We start from the raw sequence: 22,393 nt of genomic DNA on the forward strand, positions 1-22,393 counted from the left end.
CAAACTTCCTTCCACGACGGCGCCGCATGTTGCGGCCCGCTGAACCGGAAGGAAATTGATCATGACTGTGCAGAACCCCATCGGCGGCAAGACCGCCATCGTCACCGGCGCCAGCAGCGGCATCGGTTTCGGCATCGCCCGCCGCCTGCTGGCCGAAGGCTGGAACGTGGTCGGCAATGCGCGCAACGATGCGCGACTGCTCGAAGCCGCGCGCCAGCTCGGCGCCGGCGACCGCTTCAGCGGCGTGGCGGGCGACATTGCCGAGCCGCGCACTGCGCAGGCGCTGGTCGATCATGCGGTGGCGCGCTTCGGCGCGGTCGATGCGCTGGTCAACAACGCGGGCGTGTTCCTGCCCAAGCCCTTCATCGACTTCACGCCCGAAGAGATCGAGGAGCAGATCGCGATCAACGTGAAGGGAACGATCTTCGCGTCGCAGGCTGCGGCGCGGCAGATGATCGCGCGCGGCTCGGGCGCCATCGTGAACATCACGGCGTCGATTGCGCTGCAGCCGCGCAGCAATGTGCCGGCCTTCATGGCTGTGCTGCTCAAGGGCGGGCTGAATGCGGCCACGCGTGCGCTGGCGCTCGAACTCGCGCCGCACGGTGTGCGCGTGAACGCGGTCGCGCCCGGCATCATCGACAGCCCGATGCACCCGGTGGAGTCGCATGCGTTCCTGAAGACGCTGCAACCCACCGGCCGCCTGGGCACGGTCGACGAGATTGCCGATGCGGTGCTCTACCTGGTCAACGCGGGCTTCACCAGCGGCGCGGTGCTGCCGGTGGACGGTGCCGCGGCGGCCGGCAACATCTGAGCCCGGGACGCAAGGAGACGACCATGCCTTACGTCAACGTACGCATCACACGCGACGGCGCCACGCGCGAGCAGAAGGCCACCGTGATCGCGGAGATCACCGACACGCTGCAGCGTGTGCTCGGCAAGAAGCCCGGGCTCACGCACGTGGTGATCGACGAGATCAACACCGACGACTGGGGCGTCGGCGGGGAAACGACCACGGTGATCCGCGCGCGCGACGGCGCTGGTGGGTCGCGCTGACGGGGTTTTTTTCGCTCGGTGGTAGAACCCTGTTCGTCTTGAGCCTCGAACAGAAAACCATCCATGAGCGACATCCACGCAAGAATCTCCGCCAGCTTCAACTCACAGGGACTGATGGCAACGCTGGGCGCCCGACTGGTGCTGGTGGCCGATGGCGAGGTTCACATCGAGCTGCCGTTCTCGGCCGGTCTTTCGCAGCAGAACGGGTTTGTGCATGCGGGCGCGGTCACGAGCGTGGTGGACAGCGCCTGCGGCTACGCCGCGCTGACGAAGGCGCCGGCGGAATTCGATGTGGTCACAGCGGAGTTCAAGATCAACTTCATGCGACCCGCCCTCGGCGAGCGCTTTCTGGCCGTCGGGCGGGTGCAGAGTTCGGGCAAGCTGCTCACGGTCTGCACGGGTGAAGTGCGGGCGTTTTCCGCAAGCGGCGCGGACTACAAGGTGGTCGCAATGATGCAGGCCACCATCGTGAACGTGCGGCACTAACCGGCCGCTCGCCGACTGCCTTTACTAAGACTGGAACCCAGGCGCCTGGGGCATCTCGGAAGGCTTGTAGATCTTGTGCTGCGCCGTGGGGCCGCCTGCGTCGGAAACCACCAGCAGGCGCCACAGCGGCTCGCGTACCGAGCTCGCGCTTTGCTCGCCCGTGAGCTGAAAGCTCGGCGTGCCTGCGGAGGTGCCCTTCACCGCGATCTTGAGAAGCGTTGCGCCCTTGGCGTTCGACACCTCGATGTCGTAGCCGATGTCCTGGCCCGTCAGGTCTTCGGCCTTGTAGCCGTAGCCCCGGAAGTGACGCAGCACGTAGTCCATGGCGGCGGCCTGCACTTGTTCCGGCGAGGACGGCGCTGCGGCCACGGGGGCTGCTGTTGCGGCGGCTACTTCTTCTTCCGGCTGCGCAACGCCGGCCCGCGCCTTGGCGGCCTGCACTTCGGCCTCGTCGGGAACCCAGCCGCGCGGGCCGCGAACCAGCACCGCGAGTTTCTGCTCCAGCTCCCAGGTGGCGACGTGCCATTCGGCGTCATCGCGCACGCGCGTGGACACCTTGGCGCCCTTGTTGATTTCCAGCTCGGCAATGGCGACCCGGTTGGTCTGCAGGACCGTGCGGAAGCCCTGGCCTGCGTCGAAGGTGCGCTTGAGCAATGCAAGGCGGTCCTTGGCGCGCTGAACCTGGTTGGGGGCGCGCGTGCCGCCGCCTGCGCGATGCTGCGTGTCCAGCGACTCGAGCAAGAACCAGCGTCCGCCGGCGCCGACGCTCACATGCTCGGCCCAGATGGTGGCGATGACGTTGTCGCCGGTGGCCAGCCAGGCATGGTCGAATGGCTTGTCGCGCGCGTCGAACACACCCATCTTGGCGACGATTTCGACTGGCGTGAGCCGTGGTCCTGACAGTCGCATCTCATCGATCACAGCGAGTACGTGGGGGTCGACTTCCTTGTCCATTCAGTGGGGTCTCTGGCGAGTGTTTTGGGGGGTGGAAGTATGCCGCATCGGCCCTTTTGCGGGCTTACGCAAGGGCAACGCGGTGCCACTCCCCCGCAGGCTCGCTCAGCCTACGTCCTTCAACGCCTGCTTGGCCTTGTTGGCCGAGTTCTTCGCCCGGTTCTTGTGATAGCCCGACTTGACGTTGTTCACGGCCTTGCCGACGGGGCCGCTCTTCTTGGCCTTGCTGTCGGCCTGCTTCTCGTCGATCTTGTGCTGCGCGGCGTCGGTCGCCTCGGATGCGGCCTTGCCGATCTGCGCGCTGGCGGTGCCGGCCGCGAGCAGGGTGAGCGAGGTGGCGAGTGCGATCAGGGCCTTGTTCATCGGGTGTTCCTCCAAGTATTGAAACAAGGCTTGATGGTTGCATCGCTTGTGACAGCGTCGTGTCAGCGGCGACCGCACGTGACTTTGAGATAAACCCGACAGATGCGATCATCCGCGCCGGCAAGCCGGAGGAGATGAACGGGGGCATGCCCCACGGCTCGCGAACGTCAATACCAACAAGGAGATTCGCGTGGATCCAAGTGTTCTGAAGGCATTCGCACCATCGCGCCCCGTGCGCATGGCCGTGTCGGTTCCTGTGCTTGCCCTCGCATTGCTGCTCGCCGCTTGCGGCGGTGGTGGAGGGGGCGGCGGTGGTGGCGGAGGGGTCGTTCTTCCTCCGGTCGTCGCGGCTCCGCCCGCTGGCGGTGACACCGGCAATGCAAACGGATATCCGCATGCGTCGGAGCCGATCGGCACGGTTCGCCAGATCTATGACGGCGCCCTCTCCCCGGACCTGGCCGTCAACACCTACCGCAACACCGACCGGCTGTTTCCGACACGCACGATCGAGCCCGGCGGCACACCCTATCCACTGCCCGCGGCCGCCACGCAACTGACCAAGGTGGACTTCACGGTCAATGGCACGCCGTACGGCCTTGCCGATTTTCTTGCGACCAACCGCGTGTCCGGATTGCTGATCCTGAAAGACGGCAACGTGGTCAACGAGACCTACCAGTACGGCAACACGCAAAAGACCCGCTGGATGTCGATGTCGGTGGCCAAGTCGATCACCTCGACCCTGATCGGCGCCGCCGTGAAGGACGGCTACATCGCCAGCCTCGACGACCAGGTGATCAAGTACGTTCCCCGATTGGCGGGAAGCGCCTACGACGGCGTCACGGTGCGCAATGTGCTGATGATGGCCTCGGGGGTGAAATGGGACGAGACCTACACCGACCCCAAGTCCGATCGACGTCAACTGCTGGAGGTGCAGATCGGCCAGCAGCCAGGCGCGGCCATGGACCTCATGAGCAAGCTGCCTCGCGCGGCCGCGCCGGGCTCGGTGTTCAACTACAGCACAGGTGAAGCGCAGGTGGCCAGCGAGGTCCTGTACAACGCGGCCAAGAAGCCGCTGGCGCAGTACCTGTCCGAGAAGATCTGGTCGAAGTTCGGCATGCAGGCACAGGCCAACTGGTGGCTGAACTCACCCAACGGGGTCGAGTTCGGGGCCGGCGGCATCAGCGCGACATTGCGTGACTATGGGCGGTTCGGCCTGTTCGTCATGAACGATGGCGTTGCCGCCGGCACGCAGGTGCTGCCCGCGGGATGGGTCTCGGAGGCGGGCTCCCCCAAGGTGCTGAGCACGGGCACCGCGTCGGACTACGGCTATCTGTGGTGGCTCCCCACCAACAAGAGCAGCCAGTCCGTGGCGGACGGCGCGTTCTTCGCGAACGGGATCATGGGCCAGCAGATCTACATCAACCGCAAGGAAAAGGTCGTGGTCGTCGTCTGGGGCGCGCAGACCAATCCAATGGTCATCGGCATTCCGGCGATTCCGTTTTTCGACGCGGTCGTGAAGGCGCTCAAGACCTAGGCGCTTCAGTCGGCCCGGCGCGTCGCGTCGCCGCCCAGTCGGAAAGAATCTGCAGGGCCTCGCGGTCCAGTTTCTGTTCCGACGCCTGCGTGCGCCGCTCGATGGTGGCGCCGGCTTCGGCGCGCAGCGTCTCGACATCGATCGGGTGCCGCGCCGCCACCGTGAGTCCTTCAAAGGCCTCGCCCGATTGCGCGAGCGTCGCCGCGTAGTAAAGCTTGCCGATGCCCGCGATGTGCATGGCGGCCACGCACATGGCACAGGGCTCGCACGAGGTGTACAGCTCGCAGCCCGACAGGTCGACGGTGCCGAGCTTGCGGCAGGCATCGCGGATGGCTTCGACCTCGCCATGCGAGGTCGGGTCGTGGTGCGCCACCGAATGGTTGAAGCCTTCGCCGACGATCACGCCGTCTTTCACGACGACGGCGCCGAAGGGCTCGGTGCCGTGCGCCTGCAGCGCCTGCGCGGACAGCGCGAGCGCGCGCTGCATGAATTCCTGTTGGTACATGGGGTCAGACCTTTCTTGCGTTGTCGAGCACAGGGCGGATGGCAGCAGCGGCAGCAGCAGCAGCAGCACCGGGCGAGCCGCGCTGCGCGTCGAACAGGCCGGCGGTGGCCACTGCATAGCGGCGCGGATCGAAGCGCAGCATCAGCGGCAGCAGCACGACGACCACGGCGGCCAGGTAGGCCCATGCGTAGGTGAAGCCACCGGTCTGCTCGCGCACCCAACCGGTGACGAAGGGCGCGAGCGCCGCGATCATGAAACCCACGCCCTGCATGAAGCCCGCCAGCGCGCCGGCCTGCGCCGGGTCGGGCAGATGGTCGAGCGCCAGCACCATGCACAGCGCGAAGGCGCCGCCAAGGCCGAAGCCGAGCGTGACGGCCACGCCGGCTGCGGGCACGGGCAAGTCGAACATGAGCGCCGCGAAGCCCGCGAGCTGCGCGACCAGCGTGAGTGCAAGCCAGGGCCGCAGGTCGCGCCCACGGCTGCGCGCCAGCGCGGGCATGGCGAGCGCGGCGACGACCTGCGCCGCCGTCATCAGCGCGAGCACCGAGCCGCCCTCTTGCGCGGTCCATCCCTGCTGGGCGTAGAAGTGCGGCAGCCATGCGACGAGGCTGGTGTAGCCGCCGTTGATGAGACCAAAACACACGGCCAGCAGCCATGCGCGCGGGCTGCGAAAGCAGCGCAGCCATGAGAGGTTCTGGCGCGGTGCAGTCGCCGCCGTGTTCGTCGCCGTGTCCGGTGTCGCGCGGCGCAGGCCGAGCCACGACAGCAGCGCCACCGTGGCCAGCACGGCCCACATCGCCAGGCCCGCATGCCAGTCGGCCTGCGCGCCGCCCAGTGCATGCGCCACCCATGGGCTGGCCATGGCACCGAGCCCGCCGCCACCCATGATGGCGGCCGAATACAGCCCCGTCATCACGCCGATGCGCGACGGGTAGGCCTGCTTGACCACGCCCGGCATCAGCGCCTGCACCAGCCCGACACCGGCGCCCGCGAGCGCGGCGCTCCACAGCAAGGCCGCCGCGCCGCCCGCCACGTAGCGGCTCGCGCAGGCCAGCGCAATGGCGCCCAGACCGAGCGCGATGCCGCCGCGCGCGCCGATGCGCTGCCCCACGGCCGAGCCGAACAAGGACATCGCGCCCATCGCGAACATCGGCAGCACGGTGAGCAGCGCCACCGCATGAAAGCCGATGCCCGTCGCCAGGCGGATGGGTTCGAGCAACGGACTGCTCGACGTGAGAAAGGCGCGCAGGTTCAGCGCGACCAGCACGATTACGAAGGCGAAGGCGGCGCCGCCCTGATGGCGGCTGCGCGTTGTCGTCACAAGGCGGCCACGTCGGCCTGCAGCACGCCGTTGCGCGCCACGATGCGCCCGCCCGCCACCACCAGTTGGCGCACGGGCCGCGAGACCACGGCCTGCGCGGGCGTCTGCGCATCGACCAGCACGAGGTCTGCACGGCAACCAACTTCGAGCCCGTAGGCCTCGAAGCCGCAGCCGCGCGCACCGGCGTGCGTGACGGTGTCGAGCGCCACTTCGATCTCGTCATCGCGGCGCAGGTTGTAGCGCATGCCGATGATCATGGCGCGCTCCAGCATGTCGGGGTTGCCATATGGCGACCAGGTGTCGCGGATGCCGTCGTTGCCGCCGAGCACGGTCACGCCAGCCTGCCGGCAGGCCATGAGCGGCGGCACCATGCGTGAAGGCGGCGCGCTGGTGATGAGCACCACACCAAGCTTCGCCATGCGCGCGAGCAGCACTTCGCGCTCGCGTTCGCTCACGTCGCCCAGGCAGAAGCCGTGGCTGATGGCGACCTGGCCATGCATGCCCAGCGCTTCGGTGCGCTGCAGGATCAGGTCGAGCGAAAACGCGCCCATGGCGCCGGGCTCGTGCAGGTGAATGTCGACGGGGCAGCGGTGCTTGCCGGCAATGGCGAACAGCATGTCGAGCGAGCGCACCGGGTCGCCGTCGATGGCGCAGGGGTCGAGCCCGCCCAGCACGTCTGCGCCTTGCGCCATGGCCTGGTCGAGCAGCTCGAAGGTGCCCGGCCGCGTGAGCAGGCCCGACTGCGGGAACGCGACGATCTGGATCTGCTGCAGCGCGCGCAGCGTCTCGCGCGTGCGCATGGTGCCTTCGAGGTGGCGCAGGCCGGCCTGCGTGTCGACATCGACATGCGTGCGCAGCCGCGTGGTGCCGAGCGCGAGAAAGGCCTTGGCCAGCACCAGCGATTGCGCGGCGGCGTCGTGCCCGCTCGCATGGCGAAAGGCGCGTTCGTTCTCGATCTTGTCGATGAGGTTCACGCCGACTTCGTTGCGGTACCAGTCCATGCCCCACATCGTCTTGTCGAGGTGGGTGTGGCCTTCGACCAGGCCGGGCAGCAGCAAGGCGCCGGCGCCGTCTTCCACGGCGGCATCGGCGGGCGCGGGCAGCGCGGTGCCGACGGCGGCGATGCGCCCCTCCTGCACCAGCACGTCGACCGGGGAAGCGCCCATGGGGCGCACGTTGCGAATCAGGAGCGAAGGCATGATGAGAAGGTCCGTTCGTTGAAGTGCATCAGGCCGGCTGGGCGGCGGTGGCGTGCGACACGGTGCGCCGCGTGAACAGCGCCACGATCACGAACACCAGCGCATTGGTCGCCAGCGCCACGAGCCCGATGTTGAGCGACTTGAAGACCACCGGCGCGGCCGGGAACAGCGTACCCAGGTTGGCGCTGGTGGTCATCATGAAGGCCAGCACCGCGCCGCCCGCCAGGATGCCCGCGAAGGCCGAATGCTTGTTGCCGAAAGGCTTCTTCATGAGGCTGAACAGCAGCGAAGGCAGCAGTTGCGTGAGCAGGCTGGACGCGAAGATGGCGACCGACACGATGGTCGCGCCGCCGCGCAGCACGAAGTACACCGCCACCAGCGCAAACACCGGCAGCACGCCGCGCGCCACGCGCGACACCTGCTTGTCGGTCGCGTTGTGGGCAAAGCCTTCCTTGTAGACGTTCTTGCCGATCACCGTCGAAGCGGTCAGCAGGATCATCGAGCCCGGCACCAGCGCGGTGAGCACGCCCGTGCCGCCGATCACGCCGACGAACCACGGATCGAAGGTGTGCTTGACGAGGCCGAACAGCGCGAGGTCGACCTCGGCGCCCTTGAGGCCCGGCACCTGCAGGATGGCCGCGAAGCCGACCAGGAACAGGAAGGCGATGACCACCTGGTACAGCGGCATCAGGATGGTGTTGCGCCTCACCGCGCTGGCGCTCTTGGCCGCATACACCGACGTCAGGTTGAACGGGTACAGGTAGTAGCCCAGCGCCGTGAGCAGGATGGTCGAGTTGTACCAGGTGAGGTTGAGCCCTTCCTTCGGAAACTCGAAGAAGGTGGGGTTGGCCGCGTGGATGGCCGTGAACATCGGCGTGACGCCGCCGTAGTAGTGCCAGGGCAGGTAGATGCCCAGGAACACCGCGAGCACGAGGATCAGCACGTCCTTCACGATGGCGATGCTGGCCGAGCCGTGGATGCCCGAGAACAGGATGTACGACACCATGACGACGGTGCCGATCCAGATGGCGACCTGCGGCGCGATGGAGCCGTACGAGGCCTCCGACACGATGATGCCGAGCCCGCGCAACTGGATGGTGAGCAGCGCCACCATGCCCATGAGCGCGACGATGGACACCAGCACGCCAAGCGGGCGGCTGTTGTACTTGTGGGCGAAGAAGTCCGAGAACGACACCAGCTTGTGCGCGGTGGCGTAGCGCCAGATGGCCGGCAGCATCCAGAAGGCCATCAGGTAGGCCAGCCCGCCGTAGGCCAGGATGTAGAAGGCCGGCGAGCCCTTGCTGTACGACCAGCCGCTCGCGCCCAGAAAGGTGAAGGTGGAGAACGATTCGCCCGCCATCAGCAGGAACACCATGATGGCGCCCAGCCCGCGCCCGCCCAGCGCCCATTGCTCCAGGCTCATGGTGCGGCCACGGCGCGCGAGCACCGCCAGGCCCAGCGCGCCGACGACGAAGAGCGCGATCACACCCAATGCGGCGTTCATCGTGCGTCTCCGGTGGCGGTGGTGGGGGCGTCGAGGTCGCCTTCGGCGCGGTCGATGACCACCATGATCAGCGAGGTCAGCACCAGCCAGCTGACGTTCCACACCATCAGGAAAGGCATGCCGAACACGAAGGTGGGCGCGATGGCCGAGAGCCACCCGCCGCTGAAGAAAGCAGCGACCGGCAGCACGGCCAGCCATTTGACGGATTTCATCGGGAGCCTCGATTCCAGTTTGGGTTGAAATTATGTCTATTTTGGTTAACCATACATATTTAATTTGGTTAACCAAACGGCGCGAATGGTACGGAGCCGGGCGGGCCGCGTCAATCCGGGGGCTTTCCCGTAGGCGTCGGGCCGCAGGCAATAATCCGGACGCCCCACGGACCGAAAGCGCCCCAACGCCCCGCTCGCTTGCCCTGCCCGCCCATGCCCTCCGCCACCCGCCGCTCCCCAGCCACCGCCCCCACCGCCAAGCCCGATGCCACCGTCGAAGCAGAAGACGACGATGCCAACGTGGACGAGCGTGTCTATGCGGCCGTGTCGAAGGCGCTGCTGAGCGGCAAGCTGCGCCCCGGCAAGCCGCTGCGCGAACGCGCGCTGGCCGAGGCGCTGGGCTGCACGCGCGGCGCGGTGCGCAAGGTGCTGGCGCGACTGGGGTCTGAAAAGCGGCTGGTGCTGGAGCACAACCGCGGCGCCTTCGTGCCGAATCCGTCGATCGACGATATGCGTGGCATCTACCGCGCGCGCCGCATCGTGGAAGCCGGGCTCATCACCACGCTGTTCGGCCAGCTCGCGCGCGACCAGGTGGCCACGCTGCGCAAGCACGTGCAGGCCGAGCAGAAGGCCTTCAAGGAAGGCCGGCGCGAAGACGCGATACGGCTGGCGGGCGACTTCCACCTGCTGCTGGCGCAGATGGCGGGCAGCGACGAACTGCTGTCGTACATCCAGCGGCTGATCTCGAACACCGAGCTGTACAAGGCGCTCTACGATTCAGCCGAGGCCGCGAGCTGCGCGCCGCGCGAGCATGAACAGATCATCGAGGCGCTGATGGGCAAGTCGCTCGATGCCGCGCTGGCGGTGGCGCTGGAACACCTCGACGAACTGGAGCACCGCGTGATTTCCGGTGCGGCGGCCGAGCAGGAAGTGGACCTGGCGAGCCTGCTGAACGGCGGCGCCAACAGCCTGCGTTCGCACGATCACTCGCACGGCCACTGACGGCATCCACGCTTCGCTGCAGGCCGAAGTGTCGGTGGCCCGGTCTCGCGATGATCGGCGCACCATGCACACACCCGCACTCGCCACGCCCGGCAAAGCCCCTCCCCGCGCCGCCCTCGAATGGGCCCTGCTCGCGGTGCTCGCCACCTGCTGGGGCGCCTCGTACACCTTCATCAAGATCGGCGTTGCGACCATTCCGCCGGTCACGCTGATCGCGGCGCGCACGCTGATCGCCGGTGCGCTGCTGCTCGCGGTGCTGCGCATGCGCGGCGTGAAGCTGCCGACCGAACCTGCCATGTGGGGCCGCTTCATGCTGCAGGCCTGCCTGAACAGCGTGCTGCCGTTCACGCTCATCGCGTGGGCCGAGCGCAGCGTCGATGCGGGGCTGGCGACCATCTTGAACTCGACCTCGCCGATCTTCATCTTCCTGCTGGGCTTGGGTATGAGCGGCGCGGAAAAGCCGACGCTGCGCCGGCTGTTCGGCGTGGGCGCGGGCCTGGCGGGCATCTGCCTGATCGTCGGCGTCGAGGCGCTGAACGGGCTGGGGCATTCGCTGCTGGCGCAGCTCGGGCTGGTGGCGGCGGCCGTGTGCTACGGCTGCGCCGCGATGTTCGGGCGCGTGTTCAAGGGGCTGGACCCGATGGTGCCGGCCGCCGGCTCGATGCTGTGCGGCGCGGCGATGCTGCTGCCCGCGAGCATCGCCATCGACCGGCCGTGGATGCTGTCGCCTTCGGCCGCGTCGATGGGGGCGGTGCTGGCGCTCGCGGTGCTGTCGACCGCGCTCGCCTTCACCATCTACTTCCGGCTCATCAAGACGCTGGGGCCGATGTCGACCTCCGCGCAGGCCTACCTGCGCGTGCCCATCGGCGTGATGATCGGCGTGGTGTTTCTGGGCGAGACGCTGGCGGCCACCGCGTGGATCGGGCTGGCGTGCGTCATGGCCGGCGTGATCGCGATGACGATGCCTGCGCGCCTGCTGCGGCGACAATCGACGGCTCCTTGAACATGAACGCACCGATGCCGCACGAACAGTACCTGCTCCTTTCCCTTGTGGACCCTCGGCATGGTGGCGCGCAGGGCGACTACGTGCGCTGCCTCAATGGCGCGGGCCGATGGGCGGTGCATGGCACGGTGCAGTCGCCGCTTCTTGTGTGGCCTGCCGCGCAGGCAGATGAAGCGCAGGCTGCCGCCGAGCGGGCCTCCAAGGCGCGCGGCCTGCCGGTCGAAGTCGTGTCGCGAGCGGATGCCACCTGGGTGGAAGGGCAGCAGGTGCAGGTGTTCACCGATGCGCTCGAACCCATGCTCCTCGGGCAAGCGCCCCAAAGCGCAGCCAAGGCCCGTCGCCTGCGCACGGAAGCCGACAAGCTCGCGGCGTTCTGCTTTGTCGTTCGCGCGGCTTCGACGGCCGCCGACCAGGAGGCGTTTGCCGAGGTGAGCCGTGCAGCGTCGAAGGCGCTGCGTGCCAAGTTCGGCGGTGGCTCGATCACTTCGGCGTTTGCCTGGTTGGCGGGGCGGGCCGGACAAGAGGCGCTGCAAAGCGTGCTCACTGGTGACGTCGAGCTGACCGGCCCGCTTTCGATTCAGCAGGTCGTCGAGGCGACGGAGCTGGCGCAAAAGGCGGAACGGCTTCGCGAGAAGGCCGAGGGTTCAGGCCCCCTCCTCCACTAAGGACGGGAGGCGCAGCAGCCGCCATGCCACGAGCATGCCGACCGCTGCAAAGACGGCACTGGCGATGAACGACGCCTGATAGCCACGGTGCAGCGCCGGCACGGAGCCTCCCACCGCGAACGACACGGCCACGGTCGCCACCGCCGCGGCGCCGAACGCACCGCCCAACTGGAACGCAGCAGTGTTGATGCCCGAGGCCAGCCCCGCCTCGCTCTTGCCCACACCCGACAGCGCCGCAATCGATGCGGCCACGGCGCATGCGCCGAGCCCCGCGCCGAAGATGAACAGGCCGAAAAAGATGTCGCCGAAGTAGGTGCCGTTCAAGCGGATGCTGCTCAGCAGCAGGCTCGCCACGCAGAGCAGCAGCATCGCGGCCATCGCCACGCGGCGAAAGCCCACGCGCGTGACGAAACCCTGCCCGAAGGTCGAGCCGACCACCGCCATCACCGTGAGCACCGCCGTGCCCAGGCCGAACTGCAGCGCCGAATAGCCCAGCACCTTCTGCGCATAGAGCGAGACCGTCGTGCCCACGCCCCAGCCGGCCATGCCGAGCACGAGCATCAGCAGGTTGCCGCCGACCAGCGTGCGCGACCTGAAGATCGACAGCGGCACCAGCGGCGCGGCGGAGCGCGCCTCGATCAGCACGAACAGCGCGAGCAACGCCACGGCAACGGCGAACACGCCCAGGGTCTGGCCGCTGAACCAACCGGCCACGGGCGCCTCGACCAGCGCATACACCAGCAGCATCAGGCCGGCCGTGATGGTGAACGCACCGGCCGGGTCGTAGCGGCGCGGATGGGTGCGCTCGTCGGCGCGGCTTTCGCGCAGCAGCATCGGGCACAGCACCATCACCGCTGCCGCCACCGGCGCGTTGATGTAGAAGATCCACGGCCAGCCCAGCAGGTCGGCCAGCGGCCCGCCGATCAGCAATGCCGACGTGGCGCCCACGCCGCCCATGCCCGACCAGATGCCCAGCGCCTTGTTGCGCTCCGCGCCTTCGGTGAAGGTGGTCATGAGGATGGACAGCGCCGAAGGCGACATCACCGCGGCCGCCGCGCCCTGCAGCACGCGCGCCACGATCAGCACGCGCGGCGAAGTGGCGAACCCGCAACCCAACGAGGCGACGAGAAACAGGCCGGTGCCGAGCATGAACATGCGCCGCCGCCCCAGCAGGTCGGCCATGCGGCCACCGAGCAGCAGCAGGCCGCCGAAGCTCAGCAGGTACGCGCTCATGACCCACTGCACATGGCCCGGCGAGAAACCCAGCGCCCGTTCGATGGACGGCAGCGCCAGGATGACGATCTGCGAATCGAGGATCACCATGAAGTAGGCCGTGCACAGCACGGCCAGCGCTTTCCAGCGGCGTGGATCGGGCGCGCTCAGGGCCGTGGCAGCGGCTGAACGGGCGGCTTGAAGTGAGGCGATGGAGGTGTTGTTCATGCCCAGTAGTCGAACGGCGCAGGCCCGGATCGACAGCGCCGGTCAGAAATTTTGCGCCCGCACCCCGTTTTTTTACGCGGCTTTTAGACCCGCCCTTCTACGCTGCCGGCTCCTCTATTCGATAGCGTTTTCTTTCAATGAAACATCTTCTTCGCGTCGCCCTGCCGGTGCTCGTTCTCCCCACCCTTGCCGCCCTGCCGATGCTCGCGAGCGCGCAGCTCACGGGCAACGTGGCGCTGACCACCGACTACAAGTTCCGTGGCCAGGACCAGGACATGCTGGGCAAGAACGACCTAGCCAAGACCCGGAGCATCAAGCCCGCGATTCAGGGCGGCTTCGACTACGCCTTTGGCGAGAGCGGCTTCTATGTGGGCAACTGGAATTCGAGCGTCAACTGGCTCAAGGGCAACAGCATCGAGAGCGACATCTACGGCGGCTACAAGTTCAAGGCCGGCCCCTTCGACATGGACGTGGGTGCGCTCACGTACCTCTATCCGGGCAACTCGTCGGGCAACACGACGGAGCTGTACGGCAGCGCGGGCTACACCGACGAGACGATCGGCTCGTTCACGCTGAAGTATTCGCACACGGTGTCGAAGGACTACTTCAACTACGCGGGCAACAAGGCCGGTTCGGGCCTGAAGGGCACCAACACCGGTTATCTGAACCTGGCCTACAGCAAGGAGATTTTTCCGAAGCTCACGCTGAAGGCGGCCATCGGCTACACGAACATGTCGAGCGACATCCGCAGCCTGGGCTACAAGAGCTATGTGGACTACAACGTGGGTGCTTCGTACGACTTCGGCAATGGCCTGTCGCTGGCCGGCTCGGTGCAGGGTGCCAACAAGCAGAGCTCTTACCTTTCGGTGAGCAACGCTGGTTACGACCTGGGCTTTGGCACCTTTGGCAAGCAGACCTATTCGGCGAACAAGGCGCGCTTCATTCTTACGCTGACGAAGACGCTGTAACGCTTGCTTGTTGTCGGGGGCGTGGGGGCGTTGTTTTTAGTGCTGTCGTTCAGGGCGACACTCCCGCCGACACGGTGCTCTTTTTCGCGAATGTCCCCCGCTTCGCTCCTCCTTTATTTCGCGAAAAAGAGCCCCGTATCGACGTGAGCGTTGGACACAGCGGTTGTTGATCGGCTGCACACCAGCAGCGCGTCCATGTGCGAATGGCACCAGGTGCTCCCCGCAGCGAAATAAAGGAGGAGCGAAGCGGGGGACATTCGCGGAGGGGAGCTCCTGGTGTCATTCGCACTCGCCCTGAAAAAACAGCGGCGCCCAAAAAAGCGCAGCCAGCCCATCACATCAATCAATGCTGATGTTCGCCGCCTTCACCACCTCAGCCCACTTCACGCGATTGGCGTGAACGGTCTTCTTGAACTGCGCAGGCGACTCGATGCGCACACTGTTCCCCTGGCTCTCGAAACGCTCGCGAATCTCCGGCTGCTCCAGCACCGCCTTCACAGCAGCATTGAGCTTGTCGACGATCTGCGGGTCCGTGCCCTTGGGGGCGAAGATGCCGAACCAGATCGAGCTGTCGAAACCCTTGGTGCCCGGCAGTCCGCTGGAGGCGATGGTGGGCACCTCCTTCACCGCCGGCACCGCCGTGGCGGTCGTCACCCCCAGCAGCCGCACCTTGCCGGCCTTGTAGTGCGGCAACACCGTTTGCACCTGGTTCATGATGCAGCAGGTCTCGCCACGAATCACCGAGGTGATCGCCTCCGGGCCGCCCTTGTAGGGCACGTGGACCATGTCCAGCCCCAGGCGCGAATTGAACTCGGCAAAGGCCATGTGCGTGCCCGCGCCATTGCCCGTCGACGCATAGTTGTACTTGCCCGGATGGGCCTTGACCAGCTCCACGAACTCCTTCAAGGTCTTGACGTTGATCACGTCCGGATTGATGGTGAGCACGTTCGACACATCGAGCACCGGCGCCACGGGCACGAAGTCGGCTTCGACGTCGAACGACAACTTCTTGTAGAGCGCCGCATTGCTGCCATGCGTGGCGGCGGTGCCGAAAGACAGCGTGTAGCCATCAGGCTTGGCGTGCGCCACGTACTCGCTGGCAATGTTGCCGGCGGCGCCCGACTTGTAGTCGATGATGACCGGGCGCCCCAACTGCTTGGCCAGCGGCTCCTGGATGGTGCGGGCGACCACGTCGACGCCCGAACCGGCGGGAAAACCCATGATCAATGTGACGGGTTGTTGCGGCCACTCGGGCTGGGCAAAGGCCAGCGGCGATGCGGCGGCGCAGAGCGCGGCGCCTGCCAGCAGCAATGCGCGGCGCGAGAAGGGAGAATGGGCCATGACTGTCTTTCTTCGAGGCAAACGATGCAGCCGCGCATTGTGGCGCGCGGCTCATGCCCGAATCCCTCTGAGCTTATGCGCGACACACGCGCATGGCCACCGCTCTCCATAATCACCCCATGGTCCGTTCCACCCAACAACTCCACCCCGCACGCGAGCCCGCACCCGTGCGCGCGGCAGCCACCGTGCTGCTGCTGCGCGACACCCCGGCCGGCCTCGAAGTGCTGATGACGCGCCGCTCGGCCACCGCCAGCTTTGCGCCGGGCGCCTACGTATTCCCCGGCGGCCACATCGACGAAGCCGACGAGGCCGCCAAGCGCATCGCCACGCGCCGCCCCACCCAGAGCCGCGTGCAGCGCACGCAGGCCATTGCCGCCATCCGCGAAGCGTTCGAAGAACTCGGCATCCTGCTGGCGCACCATGCCGACGGCCGCCCGGTGAGCGCCGGCGACATCGCATCGATGGACCGCAACGACACCGCCGGCACCGCCTTCGCCGACCAGTGCGCGGCACGCGGCCTGGTGCTGGACTCCGACAAGGTGTTCACCTTCGCGCACTGGATCACCGACCGCGACCTGCCCAAGCGCTTCGACGTGCCCTTCCTGGTCGCGCGCATGCCGGAAGGCCAGGAACCCAAGGCCGACGAAAGCGAGCAGTTCGAGCCCTGTTGGGTGCGCCCGGCCGATGCGCTCGCGCGCCACGACGCGGGCACCTTCTTCATGATCTTCCCGACCGTGCGCACGCTGCAGCGCATGGCCGCCTACGCCACGGTCGATGCGGTGCTCGCGGCCTGCGCACCCGGCGGTGCCGGCGAGGCGCCGCTGTGGACCAGTTGCCCGCGCGGCGGCCTGCTGAAAGGCCAGGACGTGCGCTACATGGAACACGAGCAGCCCTTCGGCGAGCTGGCCCTGGTGTGCCCCGAAGGCCAGATGCTGCACGCGCTCGACTGGCAGAGCGAGCACCCCGTGCCGCTGCTCAGGAACGTGATGCGCCTGACCGCGCCCAACCCGAGCGCCATGACCGGCCCGGGCACCAACAGCTACATCGTCGGCGACGCGGCCACGGGCTACATCGTCATTGATCCGGGTCCGAACGACTTCGACCACATCGGCCGCCTGTGGCGCGCCACGCATGGCGACATCCGCATGATCGTGTGCACGCATTCGCATGCCGACCACTCGCCGGGCGCCGCGCCGCTGCAGGCGCTGTGCAAGGACGCGAAACCGCCGATCCTGGGGCTGTCGTCCGCGCCGACCGCGCGCTCGTCCGCACGCTTCACCGCCGAGCGCGAACTGAAGGACGGCGAGCGCCTCGTGCTGTCGGGCAGCACAACCGCCGAAGGCGACGCCGTCACGCACACCCTGCGCGTGATCCACACGCCCGGCCATGCGGCCAACCACCTGTGCCTGGTGCTGGAGGAAGACGGCTTGCTGTTCTCCGGCGACCACATCCTGAACGGCAGCACCACGGTGGTCGATCCGCCGGACGGCGACATGAGCGCGTACCTGGGCTCGCTCGATGCGCTCGATGTGGCCTGCGAAGCGGGTGGCGTCGAATTCATCCTGCCTGCGCACGGCTACGTGATCGGCTTTGCCCGCACCGCCATTGCGATGCTGAAGGCGCACCGCCTCAAGCGCGAAGCCAAGATCGCCGCCGCCATGCAGAAACTGCCCGAGGGCACACCCGAAGAGTGGTTGCCGCTCGCCTACGACGATGTGCCCGAGCGCATGTGGCCGGTGGCGGCCCGCTCGCTGGCCGCGCACGTGGCGCGCATCCGGCAACTGACTGCGCCCCGATGAACAACAGAAACAACACCAACAACTCTCCTGAAGACGAAGGCATCCGCCTCGCCAAGCGCGTGGCCGCAATGGCCGGCGTGTCGCGGCGCGAAGCCGAACTGCTGATCGAGAACGGCGCCGTGCGCGTGGACGGCGTGCCGGCCACGCTGCCGCAATCGCGCGTGCAGCCGCACCAGAAGGTCGAGATCGAAGCCGGTGCCAAGCCCGAGCCGATCGTGCCCGTCACGCTGCTGCTGTACAAGCCGGCGGGCATGGCAACCGATGTGGCACACCGCCTGCTGGTGGCCGCCAACCACCATGAGCCCGAGCGCGCGGGCCTGCGTTTTTTGCCGGTGCACGCCAAGGGGCAGCACTGCATGACGCCGCTGGAAACCGGTGCGAGCGGGCTGGTTGTCTACACGCAGGAGTTCCGCATCGAGCGCAAGCTGCAGGAAGACGCGGGCGTCATCGAGCACGAAGTGATGGTCGATGTGGCCGGCACCGTCAGCCCCGAGGTGCTGGTGCGGCTGGAGCGTTCGCCCGCACGCGTGAGCATCGGCCGCCAGGCCGACGAGCAGACCGGCCTGCGCTTCGCGCTCAAGGGCGCGCGGCCCGGGCAGATCGCCAATATCTGCGACAGCGTGGAACTGCGCATCCTTGCGATGCGGCGCATCCGCATCGGCCGCGTGCCGCTGGCGGGGTTGCAGCCGGGCCAGTGGCGCTACCTGGCGCCGCACGAACGCTTCTGAAAAAAAGACGCCGCACGACGACGAGACAACGGCAGGAAGAAGAAAAGGACCATGCGCCGCATGTTCGCGGCAGCAATTTTCAGCCAGCGGCCCCCGTGCCGCCGACAGGGAGACTGAGCCATGAAGTTCGGACCACCGGGCACCGCCCTTGCCTGCACCGTGCCCCTGGCACTGGTGGCCGGCTGCGCCTACTTTTCGCCCGCGCCGCCACAACCACCGGCCGCGCCACCCGCCGCAGTGCCAACGGCAGTGGTCTCGAAGGACGGGCTCGCGCCCATCACCGATGCGCAGGTGGAACGCATCCGCGAGGCCATCGGTGGCAAGGCGCCCAACCCGGCCGTGGGCAAGGTGGTGCGCAGCGCCTCACCGACCATCGAGTCCTTCGTGCGTGCCGAGGGTTGCATCACCGCACGCAACGGCGCGGTGCTCAACCCCTTCGCATCGCCCGGCCGCCTGTTCGACGGCACGGGCTTCCAGGGCGCGCCGATGTCGGAGATGCAGTACCACGACAAGACGGCCTGCGTGACCGTCAAGCGCATGCAGAACTGGCAGCTGGCTTCGCCGAAGCTGCTGCGCTTCGAGGTGGTCTATGTGGGCGACGACGGCGAAGAACGCTCCATCAAGCGCCATGAGCTGATGCGCCAGCCCAAGGGCGGCTGGCTCTTCACGCGCTGAGCTTGGGCGCAGCTTCGCGCCGCTGCGTGCGCAGCGCCACGGCAAACGACAACTGCGCCACGATGCCCGCCCCCGCCAGCACAATGGCCGAGGCCAGCGCGGGGTTGCGGTGCCCCATGCCGGCGAGCGCCGTGCAGAGCGCGCCCACGGCCATCTGCGTGAAGCCGTAGAGGCCCGAGGCCGAGCCGATGACCTTCGGGTTGACGCTGATCGCCTGCGTCAGCGCAGCCGGCGAAGCCATGCCCGCGCCGACGGTGAACAGGAACATGCTGGCCACGATCAGCGGCACTGAAAGATGGTCCGTCAGCGCCGCGCCGAGCAGCACGAAGGCGGCGATCACGCTCAGCGCGTTCGAGCGGATCATGAGGCGGTCGACCCGCACGCGCGAGATCAGATGGCTCGTGAGAAAGCTGCCGAGCCACACGCCCGACACCAGAATCGCGAGGTAGATGCCGGCCTCGTGCGCGGGCCGGTGCAACTGGTCCACGAAGATGAAGGGCGCGGAGGCGATGAAGGCGTACATCGACGTGGTCGCACAGCCGCCGCCTATCGAAAAACCCAGGAAGGCCGGCGAGGCCAGCAGCCCCTTGTAGTTGCGCGCAAGGGCCGAGGCGCTGACGGCCGTGCCCGGCGCACCGGTCTCGGGCAACAGGCGCCACGTGAAAAGAAAACCGATCGCGCCGAGCATGAACAGCGCACAGAAGATCGAACGCCATCCGAGCGCGGTGGCGAGTGCGCCGCCGATCAGTGGCGCGAGGCTCGGGCCGATGGTCACCATCAGGTTCATCAGCGCAAGGCGCCGCGTGGCCTCTTGCGGCTCGGCCGTGTCGCGCACGATGCTGCGGCCCAGCACAAGGCCGGCGCAACCGCCCATCGCCTGGAACAGCCGCGCCGCGATGAGCGCATGCACGTCGGGCGCGACGGCGGCGGCAAGCCCCGCGACGCAGTACAGCCCCAGCCCGAACAGCAGCACGGGCCGCCGCCCGAAGCGGTCGGCCAGCGGCCCGTACACCAGTTGCCCCACCGCGAGGCCGAAGATGTACAGGCTCACCGTCATCTGCATGGCGCCCATGCCGGCGCCCAGGTTCTTCGCGGCGATCGGCAGGGCCGGCACGAAGACGTGCATGGCCAGCGTGCCGCTGAAGGTGACCAGCGCGAGCAGCCACAGCGGCGCGTGCGGCCGGCGTGCGGGCGCGGCGGTCCCGCTCATTGCTTCGTGGTCGTCGATCCGGCGTCCTGCGCGAGGTGGGCATTGCCCTCCTCGGGCTCCCAGCCGCCGCCGAGCGCCATGAACAGCACGACCTGGTCGTCGGCCAGTTGCGCTTCGCTGGCCGCGAGGGCGGCGTCGCTGGCGGCCAGCGAACGCTCGGCATCGAGCGCGTCGAGGTAGGCGGTGCGGCCGTTCCTGTAGAGCTGGCGGGCCTGTGCGGCGACCCTGGCGCTTTCGTCGCGCGAAGCCTGCAGCGCGGCGCGGCGATCGAGTTCGCGGGCGTAGGTGCCGAGCGCGGTTTCGGTTTCGCGCAACGCGGTCAGCACGGTGCCGTCGAACTTGGCAAGCGCGGCGCGCGTGCCGGCCTCGGCCTGCGCGATGTGCGACTGGACAACACCGGTGTTCGGAATGGTCCAGGAGATCAGCGGGCCCAGGCTCCAGGCGAAGGCGTCCTTGCCACCGAAGTCGTTGGCATGGCCGACGGAAGAGCCCGAGAGCCCCAGCGTCACCTTCGGATAGAGGTCGGCCGTGGCCACGCCGATGCGTGCGGTGGAGGCGGCAAGGCTGCGCTCGGCCTGGCGGATGTCGGGGCGGCGACGCAGCAGCGCCGCGCCATCGCCCACCGGCAGCGTGCCGGCCACGCGCGGCGGCACGGTGCAGTCGGCCACCTCGCGCGGAAAGTCTTGCGGCAGCGCGCCGGTCAGCGTGGCAAGGCGGTAGAGCGCGCCCTGCCGCTGGGCCTGCAGCGGCGGCAACGCGGCGCTCAGTTGCTGCAGTTGCGCACGCGCGCGGCCGCCGTCGATGGCGCCGGCGCGGCCCGCGCGCTGCAGGCGGTCGGTGACGTTCACCGCGTCCTGTTGCAACGCGAGGGACTTCTGTGCGATCTGCAGGCGAAGGCCGGTCGAGCAGGCTTCGGCGTAAGCGCGTGCGGTGCCGGCCGCCACGTTCACGCGCACGAGGTCGAGCGCGGCTTCGGCGGCCTCGGTGCTGGCGGCCGACGCCTCGATGGCACGGCGGATCTGGCCGAACAGATCGACCTGGTACGACAGCGAGGCCGCAACGCCGTAGTTGAAGGTGTTGGGAGGCTCATAGCCCGGCTTGACCAGCGACAGGCCCGACACGTGGCCATAGGACGGACCGCCGTTCACGCCCAGCGTGGGGTACTTGGCGCCGGCCACTTCGTCTTCGATGGCGCGTTCGCGCTCGAGGTTCGCGACGGCCTGCCGCAGGTCGGTGTTGTGCGCGAGGGCCTGCGTCACCAACCGGTCGAGCAGCGGGTCGTGGTACAGGCGCCACCAGTGCGCGGGCAGCGGCGCGGCGTTTGCGGGCCCTTCGGCAAAAGGCCGTGCGGCGGCGCTCTGGCTGGCCAGCGCCTCGGGCGGCTGGCGATAGTCGGGGCCGACCGCCGCGCAGGCCGCGAGGCCGGCCGCGACGGCCAGCGACGCGATTCGGAAAGCGAAGCGGGGCATGGCGTTCATCCCTTCTGCGGTTCGGCTGCCGGTGCGGGCGTGGAGGCGGCGGCGCTGCGTGCTGCCTTGTTCTCCAGCACCTGCACGGTCACGGTCTGGCCCGCGACCAGCCGCGCGCCTTGCGGCAGCGGATCGAGCTTGATGCGCACCGGAATGCGCTGCGCGAGCCGCACCCAGTTGAAGGTCGGGTTCACGCTGGGCAGCAGGTTGGCGCTGGTGGAGCGGTCGCGGTCGGCAATGCCGGCGGCCACGCTGTCGACCGCGCCTTCGATGACCGCGCCGCCGCCCATCGGCGTCACGCGCACGCGGTCGCCGAGGTGGATGCGCGGCAGCTTGGTTTCTTCGAAATAGCCTTCGACATAGAACGATTTGGCATCGACCAGCGCGAGCACCGGATGCCCGGCCGCGGCGTAACTGCCCTGGCGCAGGTCGAGGTTGGTGACAAGGCCGTCGGCCGGTGCGCGCACCTGGGCGCGCTGCAGGTTGAGGCGGGCCGAATCGAGCGCCACCTCGGCCTGCGCGACGGCGGCCTGCATCTGCTCGACGCGCGAGCGGGTTTGCTCGCGCGACTCTTTGGAGACCAGATCGTCCAGGCCGGCGTTGCGGGCGTTCTCGCGCTGCACCTGCGCGCTCATGGCGCGCTGGGCGGCCAGCGCGGCCTGGGCCTGCCGCACGGCGAGGTCGTAGCGTGCGCGGTCGACCTCGAACAGCAGCGTGCCGGCCGCAACCGACTGGTTGTCCTGGATCGGCACGGCGGTGACGAGGCCCGAGACATCGGGCGCGATCTGGACCACGTTGGCGCGCACGCGGCCGTCGCGCGTCCACGGCGCGAGTTCGTAGTGGTCCCAGAGCCTGAAGCCGGCCCAGACGGCCGCGCCCACCACGAGCACGGTGAGAGCGACCCGCCCGATGCGCTGTGCCCAGGGGTTGTCGGCGGAAGGACTGGTTTTCATGGGAATCTC

At 68.0% G+C, this 22,393-nt stretch carries 23 protein-coding genes; 11 read left to right on the forward strand and 12 right to left on the reverse strand.

The window, feature by feature from the left end:
• Positions 1-61: 61 nt before the first annotated feature.
• The 3 genes from ACSFB7_RS07660 to ACSFB7_RS07670 all read left to right on the forward strand — a co-directional run bounded on the left by ACSFB7_RS07660 (position 62) and on the right by ACSFB7_RS07670 (position 1,539).
• A complete protein-coding gene (locus ACSFB7_RS07660) occupies positions 62-811 on the forward strand; it encodes an SDR family NAD(P)-dependent oxidoreductase (RefSeq protein WP_435468662.1) in 750 nt (249 codons plus the stop codon).
• Positions 812-834: 23 nt separating this feature from the next.
• The gene (locus ACSFB7_RS07665; protein ID WP_435468664.1) at positions 835-1,053 is read left to right on the forward strand and encodes a tautomerase family protein; all 219 of its coding nucleotides are present in this window, start codon (positions 835-837) and stop codon (positions 1,051-1,053) included.
• A 63-nt stretch (positions 1,054-1,116) separates the two neighbouring features.
• Positions 1,117-1,539, forward strand: coding sequence for a PaaI family thioesterase (locus ACSFB7_RS07670; RefSeq protein ID WP_435468666.1), 423 nt, complete (start codon positions 1,117-1,119; stop codon positions 1,537-1,539).
• A 24-nt stretch (positions 1,540-1,563) separates the two neighbouring features.
• On the opposite strand, the gene ACSFB7_RS07675 is transcribed toward ACSFB7_RS07670, so the two are convergent.
• Together ACSFB7_RS07675 and ACSFB7_RS07680 are read right to left on the reverse strand one after the other, a co-directional pair.
• Positions 1,564-2,493, reverse strand: coding sequence for a protein NO VEIN domain-containing protein (locus ACSFB7_RS07675; protein WP_435468668.1), 930 nt, complete (start codon positions 2,491-2,493; stop codon positions 1,564-1,566).
• Between the two features lie 105 nt (positions 2,494-2,598).
• Positions 2,599-2,856: a hypothetical protein gene (locus ACSFB7_RS07680; RefSeq protein ID WP_435468670.1), complete on the reverse strand. Its 258-nt coding sequence runs from the start codon at positions 2,854-2,856 to the stop codon at positions 2,599-2,601.
• Between the two features lie 190 nt (positions 2,857-3,046).
• Between ACSFB7_RS07680 and ACSFB7_RS07685 the strand changes: the two genes are divergently transcribed.
• A complete protein-coding gene (locus ACSFB7_RS07685; RefSeq protein WP_435468672.1) occupies positions 3,047-4,390 on the forward strand; it encodes a serine hydrolase domain-containing protein in 1,344 nt (447 codons plus the stop codon).
• On the opposite strand, the gene ACSFB7_RS07690 is transcribed toward ACSFB7_RS07685, so the two are convergent.
• The 5 genes from ACSFB7_RS07690 to ACSFB7_RS07710 are packed head-to-tail and all read right to left on the reverse strand — an operon-like array spanning position 4,380 to position 9,131.
• The gene (locus ACSFB7_RS07690; RefSeq protein WP_435468674.1) at positions 4,380-4,895 is read right to left on the reverse strand and encodes a nucleoside deaminase; all 516 of its coding nucleotides are present in this window, start codon (positions 4,893-4,895) and stop codon (positions 4,380-4,382) included. The genes ACSFB7_RS07685 and ACSFB7_RS07690 overlap by 11 nt on opposite strands.
• A gap of 4 nt (positions 4,896-4,899) precedes the next feature.
• Positions 4,900-6,216 carry a cyanate transporter gene (locus tag ACSFB7_RS07695; RefSeq protein ID WP_435468676.1) on the reverse strand — a complete coding sequence of 439 codons (1,317 nt, stop codon included), beginning with the start codon at positions 6,214-6,216 and terminating at the stop codon, positions 4,900-4,902.
• A complete protein-coding gene (locus ACSFB7_RS07700) occupies positions 6,213-7,415 on the reverse strand; it encodes an amidohydrolase family protein (protein WP_435468678.1) in 1,203 nt (400 codons plus the stop codon). The genes ACSFB7_RS07695 and ACSFB7_RS07700 overlap by 4 nt, the downstream gene beginning before the upstream one ends.
• Positions 7,416-7,443: 28 nt before the next feature.
• Positions 7,444-8,919, reverse strand: a complete 1,476-nt coding sequence (locus tag ACSFB7_RS07705) for a sodium:solute symporter family protein (RefSeq protein ID WP_435468680.1) — start codon at positions 8,917-8,919, stop codon at positions 7,444-7,446.
• Positions 8,916-9,131 carry a DUF3311 domain-containing protein gene (locus ACSFB7_RS07710; protein WP_435468682.1) on the reverse strand — a complete coding sequence of 72 codons (216 nt, stop codon included), beginning with the start codon at positions 9,129-9,131 and terminating at the stop codon, positions 8,916-8,918. Before ACSFB7_RS07710 ends, ACSFB7_RS07705 begins: the two co-directional genes overlap by 4 nt.
• 213 nt (positions 9,132-9,344) lie before the next feature.
• Here ACSFB7_RS07710 and ACSFB7_RS07715 point away from each other — a divergent pair, with 213 nt between their 5' ends.
• The 3 genes from ACSFB7_RS07715 to ACSFB7_RS07725 all read left to right on the forward strand — a co-directional run bounded on the left by ACSFB7_RS07715 (position 9,345) and on the right by ACSFB7_RS07725 (position 11,801).
• Positions 9,345-10,133, forward strand: coding sequence for a GntR family transcriptional regulator (locus tag ACSFB7_RS07715; RefSeq protein ID WP_435468684.1), 789 nt, complete (start codon positions 9,345-9,347; stop codon positions 10,131-10,133).
• A gap of 64 nt (positions 10,134-10,197) precedes the next feature.
• Positions 10,198-11,136: a DMT family transporter gene (locus ACSFB7_RS07720; RefSeq protein WP_435468686.1), complete on the forward strand. Its 939-nt coding sequence runs from the start codon at positions 10,198-10,200 to the stop codon at positions 11,134-11,136.
• Positions 11,133-11,801, forward strand: a complete 669-nt coding sequence (locus tag ACSFB7_RS07725; RefSeq protein ID WP_435468688.1) for a hypothetical protein — start codon at positions 11,133-11,135, stop codon at positions 11,799-11,801. Before ACSFB7_RS07720 ends, ACSFB7_RS07725 begins: the two co-directional genes overlap by 4 nt.
• Here the strand turns inward: ACSFB7_RS07725 and ACSFB7_RS07730 are convergent.
• Positions 11,781-13,241, reverse strand: a complete 1,461-nt coding sequence (locus tag ACSFB7_RS07730) for an MFS transporter (RefSeq protein ID WP_435468690.1) — start codon at positions 13,239-13,241, stop codon at positions 11,781-11,783. The two genes, ACSFB7_RS07725 and ACSFB7_RS07730, sit on opposite strands and share 21 nt — an antisense overlap.
• A gap of 137 nt (positions 13,242-13,378) precedes the next feature.
• Here ACSFB7_RS07730 and ACSFB7_RS07735 point away from each other — a divergent pair, with 137 nt between their 5' ends.
• Complete coding sequence (locus tag ACSFB7_RS07735; protein WP_435468692.1) at positions 13,379-14,209, forward strand: TorF family putative porin; 831 nt, start codon at positions 13,379-13,381, stop codon at positions 14,207-14,209.
• A gap of 339 nt (positions 14,210-14,548) precedes the next feature.
• Here the strand turns inward: ACSFB7_RS07735 and ACSFB7_RS07740 are convergent, their stop codons facing one another.
• A complete protein-coding gene (locus ACSFB7_RS07740; RefSeq protein ID WP_435468694.1) occupies positions 14,549-15,550 on the reverse strand; it encodes a Bug family tripartite tricarboxylate transporter substrate binding protein in 1,002 nt (333 codons plus the stop codon).
• Between the two features lie 119 nt (positions 15,551-15,669).
• On the opposite strand from ACSFB7_RS07740, the gene ACSFB7_RS07745 reads away from it, so the two are divergent.
• The 3 genes from ACSFB7_RS07745 (at position 15,670) to ACSFB7_RS07755 (ending at position 18,752) form a co-directional block, all read left to right on the forward strand.
• Positions 15,670-17,349 (forward strand): MBL fold metallo-hydrolase, encoded by a 1,680-nt coding sequence (locus ACSFB7_RS07745; protein ID WP_435468696.1) that lies wholly within the window; start codon positions 15,670-15,672, stop codon positions 17,347-17,349.
• On the forward strand, positions 17,346-18,077 hold the full coding sequence (locus ACSFB7_RS07750; RefSeq protein ID WP_435468698.1) for an RNA pseudouridine synthase: 732 nt from the start codon (positions 17,346-17,348) through the stop codon (positions 18,075-18,077). Before ACSFB7_RS07745 ends, ACSFB7_RS07750 begins: the two co-directional genes overlap by 4 nt.
• A 120-nt stretch (positions 18,078-18,197) precedes the next feature.
• Positions 18,198-18,752, forward strand: coding sequence for a hypothetical protein (locus ACSFB7_RS07755; RefSeq protein WP_435468700.1), 555 nt, complete (start codon positions 18,198-18,200; stop codon positions 18,750-18,752).
• On the opposite strand, the gene ACSFB7_RS07760 is transcribed toward ACSFB7_RS07755, so the two are convergent.
• From ACSFB7_RS07760 to ACSFB7_RS07770, 3 genes are read right to left on the reverse strand one after another with little or no spacing between them, the layout of a single operon-like run.
• A complete protein-coding gene (locus ACSFB7_RS07760; RefSeq protein WP_435468702.1) occupies positions 18,742-19,962 on the reverse strand; it encodes a multidrug effflux MFS transporter in 1,221 nt (406 codons plus the stop codon). The genes ACSFB7_RS07755 and ACSFB7_RS07760 overlap by 11 nt on opposite strands.
• Positions 19,959-21,440, reverse strand: coding sequence for an efflux transporter outer membrane subunit (locus ACSFB7_RS07765; protein WP_435468704.1), 1,482 nt, complete (start codon positions 21,438-21,440; stop codon positions 19,959-19,961). The genes ACSFB7_RS07760 and ACSFB7_RS07765 overlap by 4 nt, the downstream gene beginning before the upstream one ends.
• Positions 21,437-22,384, reverse strand: coding sequence for an efflux RND transporter periplasmic adaptor subunit (locus tag ACSFB7_RS07770; protein WP_435468706.1), 948 nt, complete (start codon positions 22,382-22,384; stop codon positions 21,437-21,439). Before ACSFB7_RS07770 ends, ACSFB7_RS07765 begins: the two co-directional genes overlap by 4 nt.
• Positions 22,385-22,393: the final 9 nt, after the last annotated feature.

The organism is Variovorax raffinosi, assembly GCF_051216615.1.
Lineage (GTDB): Bacteria > Pseudomonadota > Gammaproteobacteria > Burkholderiales > Burkholderiaceae_C > Variovorax.

Excerpts from the sequence above, each read along its gene's own strand:
- ACSFB7_RS07660 (WP_435468662.1), top strand. The coding sequence starts at position 62 with ATGACTGTGCAGAACCCCATCGGCGGCAAGACCGCCATCGTCACCGGC.
- ACSFB7_RS07665 (WP_435468664.1), top strand. The coding sequence starts at position 835 with ATGCCTTACGTCAACGTACGCATCACACGCGACGGCGCCACGCGCGAG.
- ACSFB7_RS07670 (WP_435468666.1), top strand. The coding sequence starts at position 1,117 with ATGAGCGACATCCACGCAAGAATCTCCGCCAGCTTCAACTCACAGGGA.
- ACSFB7_RS07675 (WP_435468668.1), bottom strand. The coding sequence starts at position 2,493 with ATGGACAAGGAAGTCGACCCCCACGTACTCGCTGTGATCGATGAGATG.
- ACSFB7_RS07680 (WP_435468670.1), bottom strand. The coding sequence starts at position 2,856 with ATGAACAAGGCCCTGATCGCACTCGCCACCTCGCTCACCCTGCTCGCG.
- ACSFB7_RS07690 (WP_435468674.1), bottom strand. The coding sequence starts at position 4,895 with ATGTACCAACAGGAATTCATGCAGCGCGCGCTCGCGCTGTCCGCGCAG.
- ACSFB7_RS07700 (WP_435468678.1), bottom strand. The coding sequence starts at position 7,415 with ATGCCTTCGCTCCTGATTCGCAACGTGCGCCCCATGGGCGCTTCCCCG.
- ACSFB7_RS07705 (WP_435468680.1), bottom strand. The coding sequence starts at position 8,919 with ATGAACGCCGCATTGGGTGTGATCGCGCTCTTCGTCGTCGGCGCGCTG.
- ACSFB7_RS07710 (WP_435468682.1), bottom strand. The coding sequence starts at position 9,131 with ATGAAATCCGTCAAATGGCTGGCCGTGCTGCCGGTCGCTGCTTTCTTC.
- ACSFB7_RS07715 (WP_435468684.1), top strand. The coding sequence starts at position 9,345 with ATGCCCTCCGCCACCCGCCGCTCCCCAGCCACCGCCCCCACCGCCAAG.
- ACSFB7_RS07720 (WP_435468686.1), top strand. The coding sequence starts at position 10,198 with ATGCACACACCCGCACTCGCCACGCCCGGCAAAGCCCCTCCCCGCGCC.
- ACSFB7_RS07730 (WP_435468690.1), bottom strand. The coding sequence starts at position 13,241 with ATGAACAACACCTCCATCGCCTCACTTCAAGCCGCCCGTTCAGCCGCT.
- ACSFB7_RS07735 (WP_435468692.1), top strand. The coding sequence starts at position 13,379 with ATGAAACATCTTCTTCGCGTCGCCCTGCCGGTGCTCGTTCTCCCCACC.
- ACSFB7_RS07740 (WP_435468694.1), bottom strand. The coding sequence starts at position 15,550 with ATGGCCCATTCTCCCTTCTCGCGCCGCGCATTGCTGCTGGCAGGCGCC.
- ACSFB7_RS07745 (WP_435468696.1), top strand. The coding sequence starts at position 15,670 with ATGGTCCGTTCCACCCAACAACTCCACCCCGCACGCGAGCCCGCACCC.
- ACSFB7_RS07750 (WP_435468698.1), top strand. The coding sequence starts at position 17,346 with ATGAACAACAGAAACAACACCAACAACTCTCCTGAAGACGAAGGCATC.
- ACSFB7_RS07755 (WP_435468700.1), top strand. The coding sequence starts at position 18,198 with ATGAAGTTCGGACCACCGGGCACCGCCCTTGCCTGCACCGTGCCCCTG.
- ACSFB7_RS07760 (WP_435468702.1), bottom strand. The coding sequence starts at position 19,962 with ATGAGCGGGACCGCCGCGCCCGCACGCCGGCCGCACGCGCCGCTGTGG.
- ACSFB7_RS07765 (WP_435468704.1), bottom strand. The coding sequence starts at position 21,440 with ATGAACGCCATGCCCCGCTTCGCTTTCCGAATCGCGTCGCTGGCCGTC.
- ACSFB7_RS07770 (WP_435468706.1), bottom strand. The coding sequence starts at position 22,384 with ATGAAAACCAGTCCTTCCGCCGACAACCCCTGGGCACAGCGCATCGGG.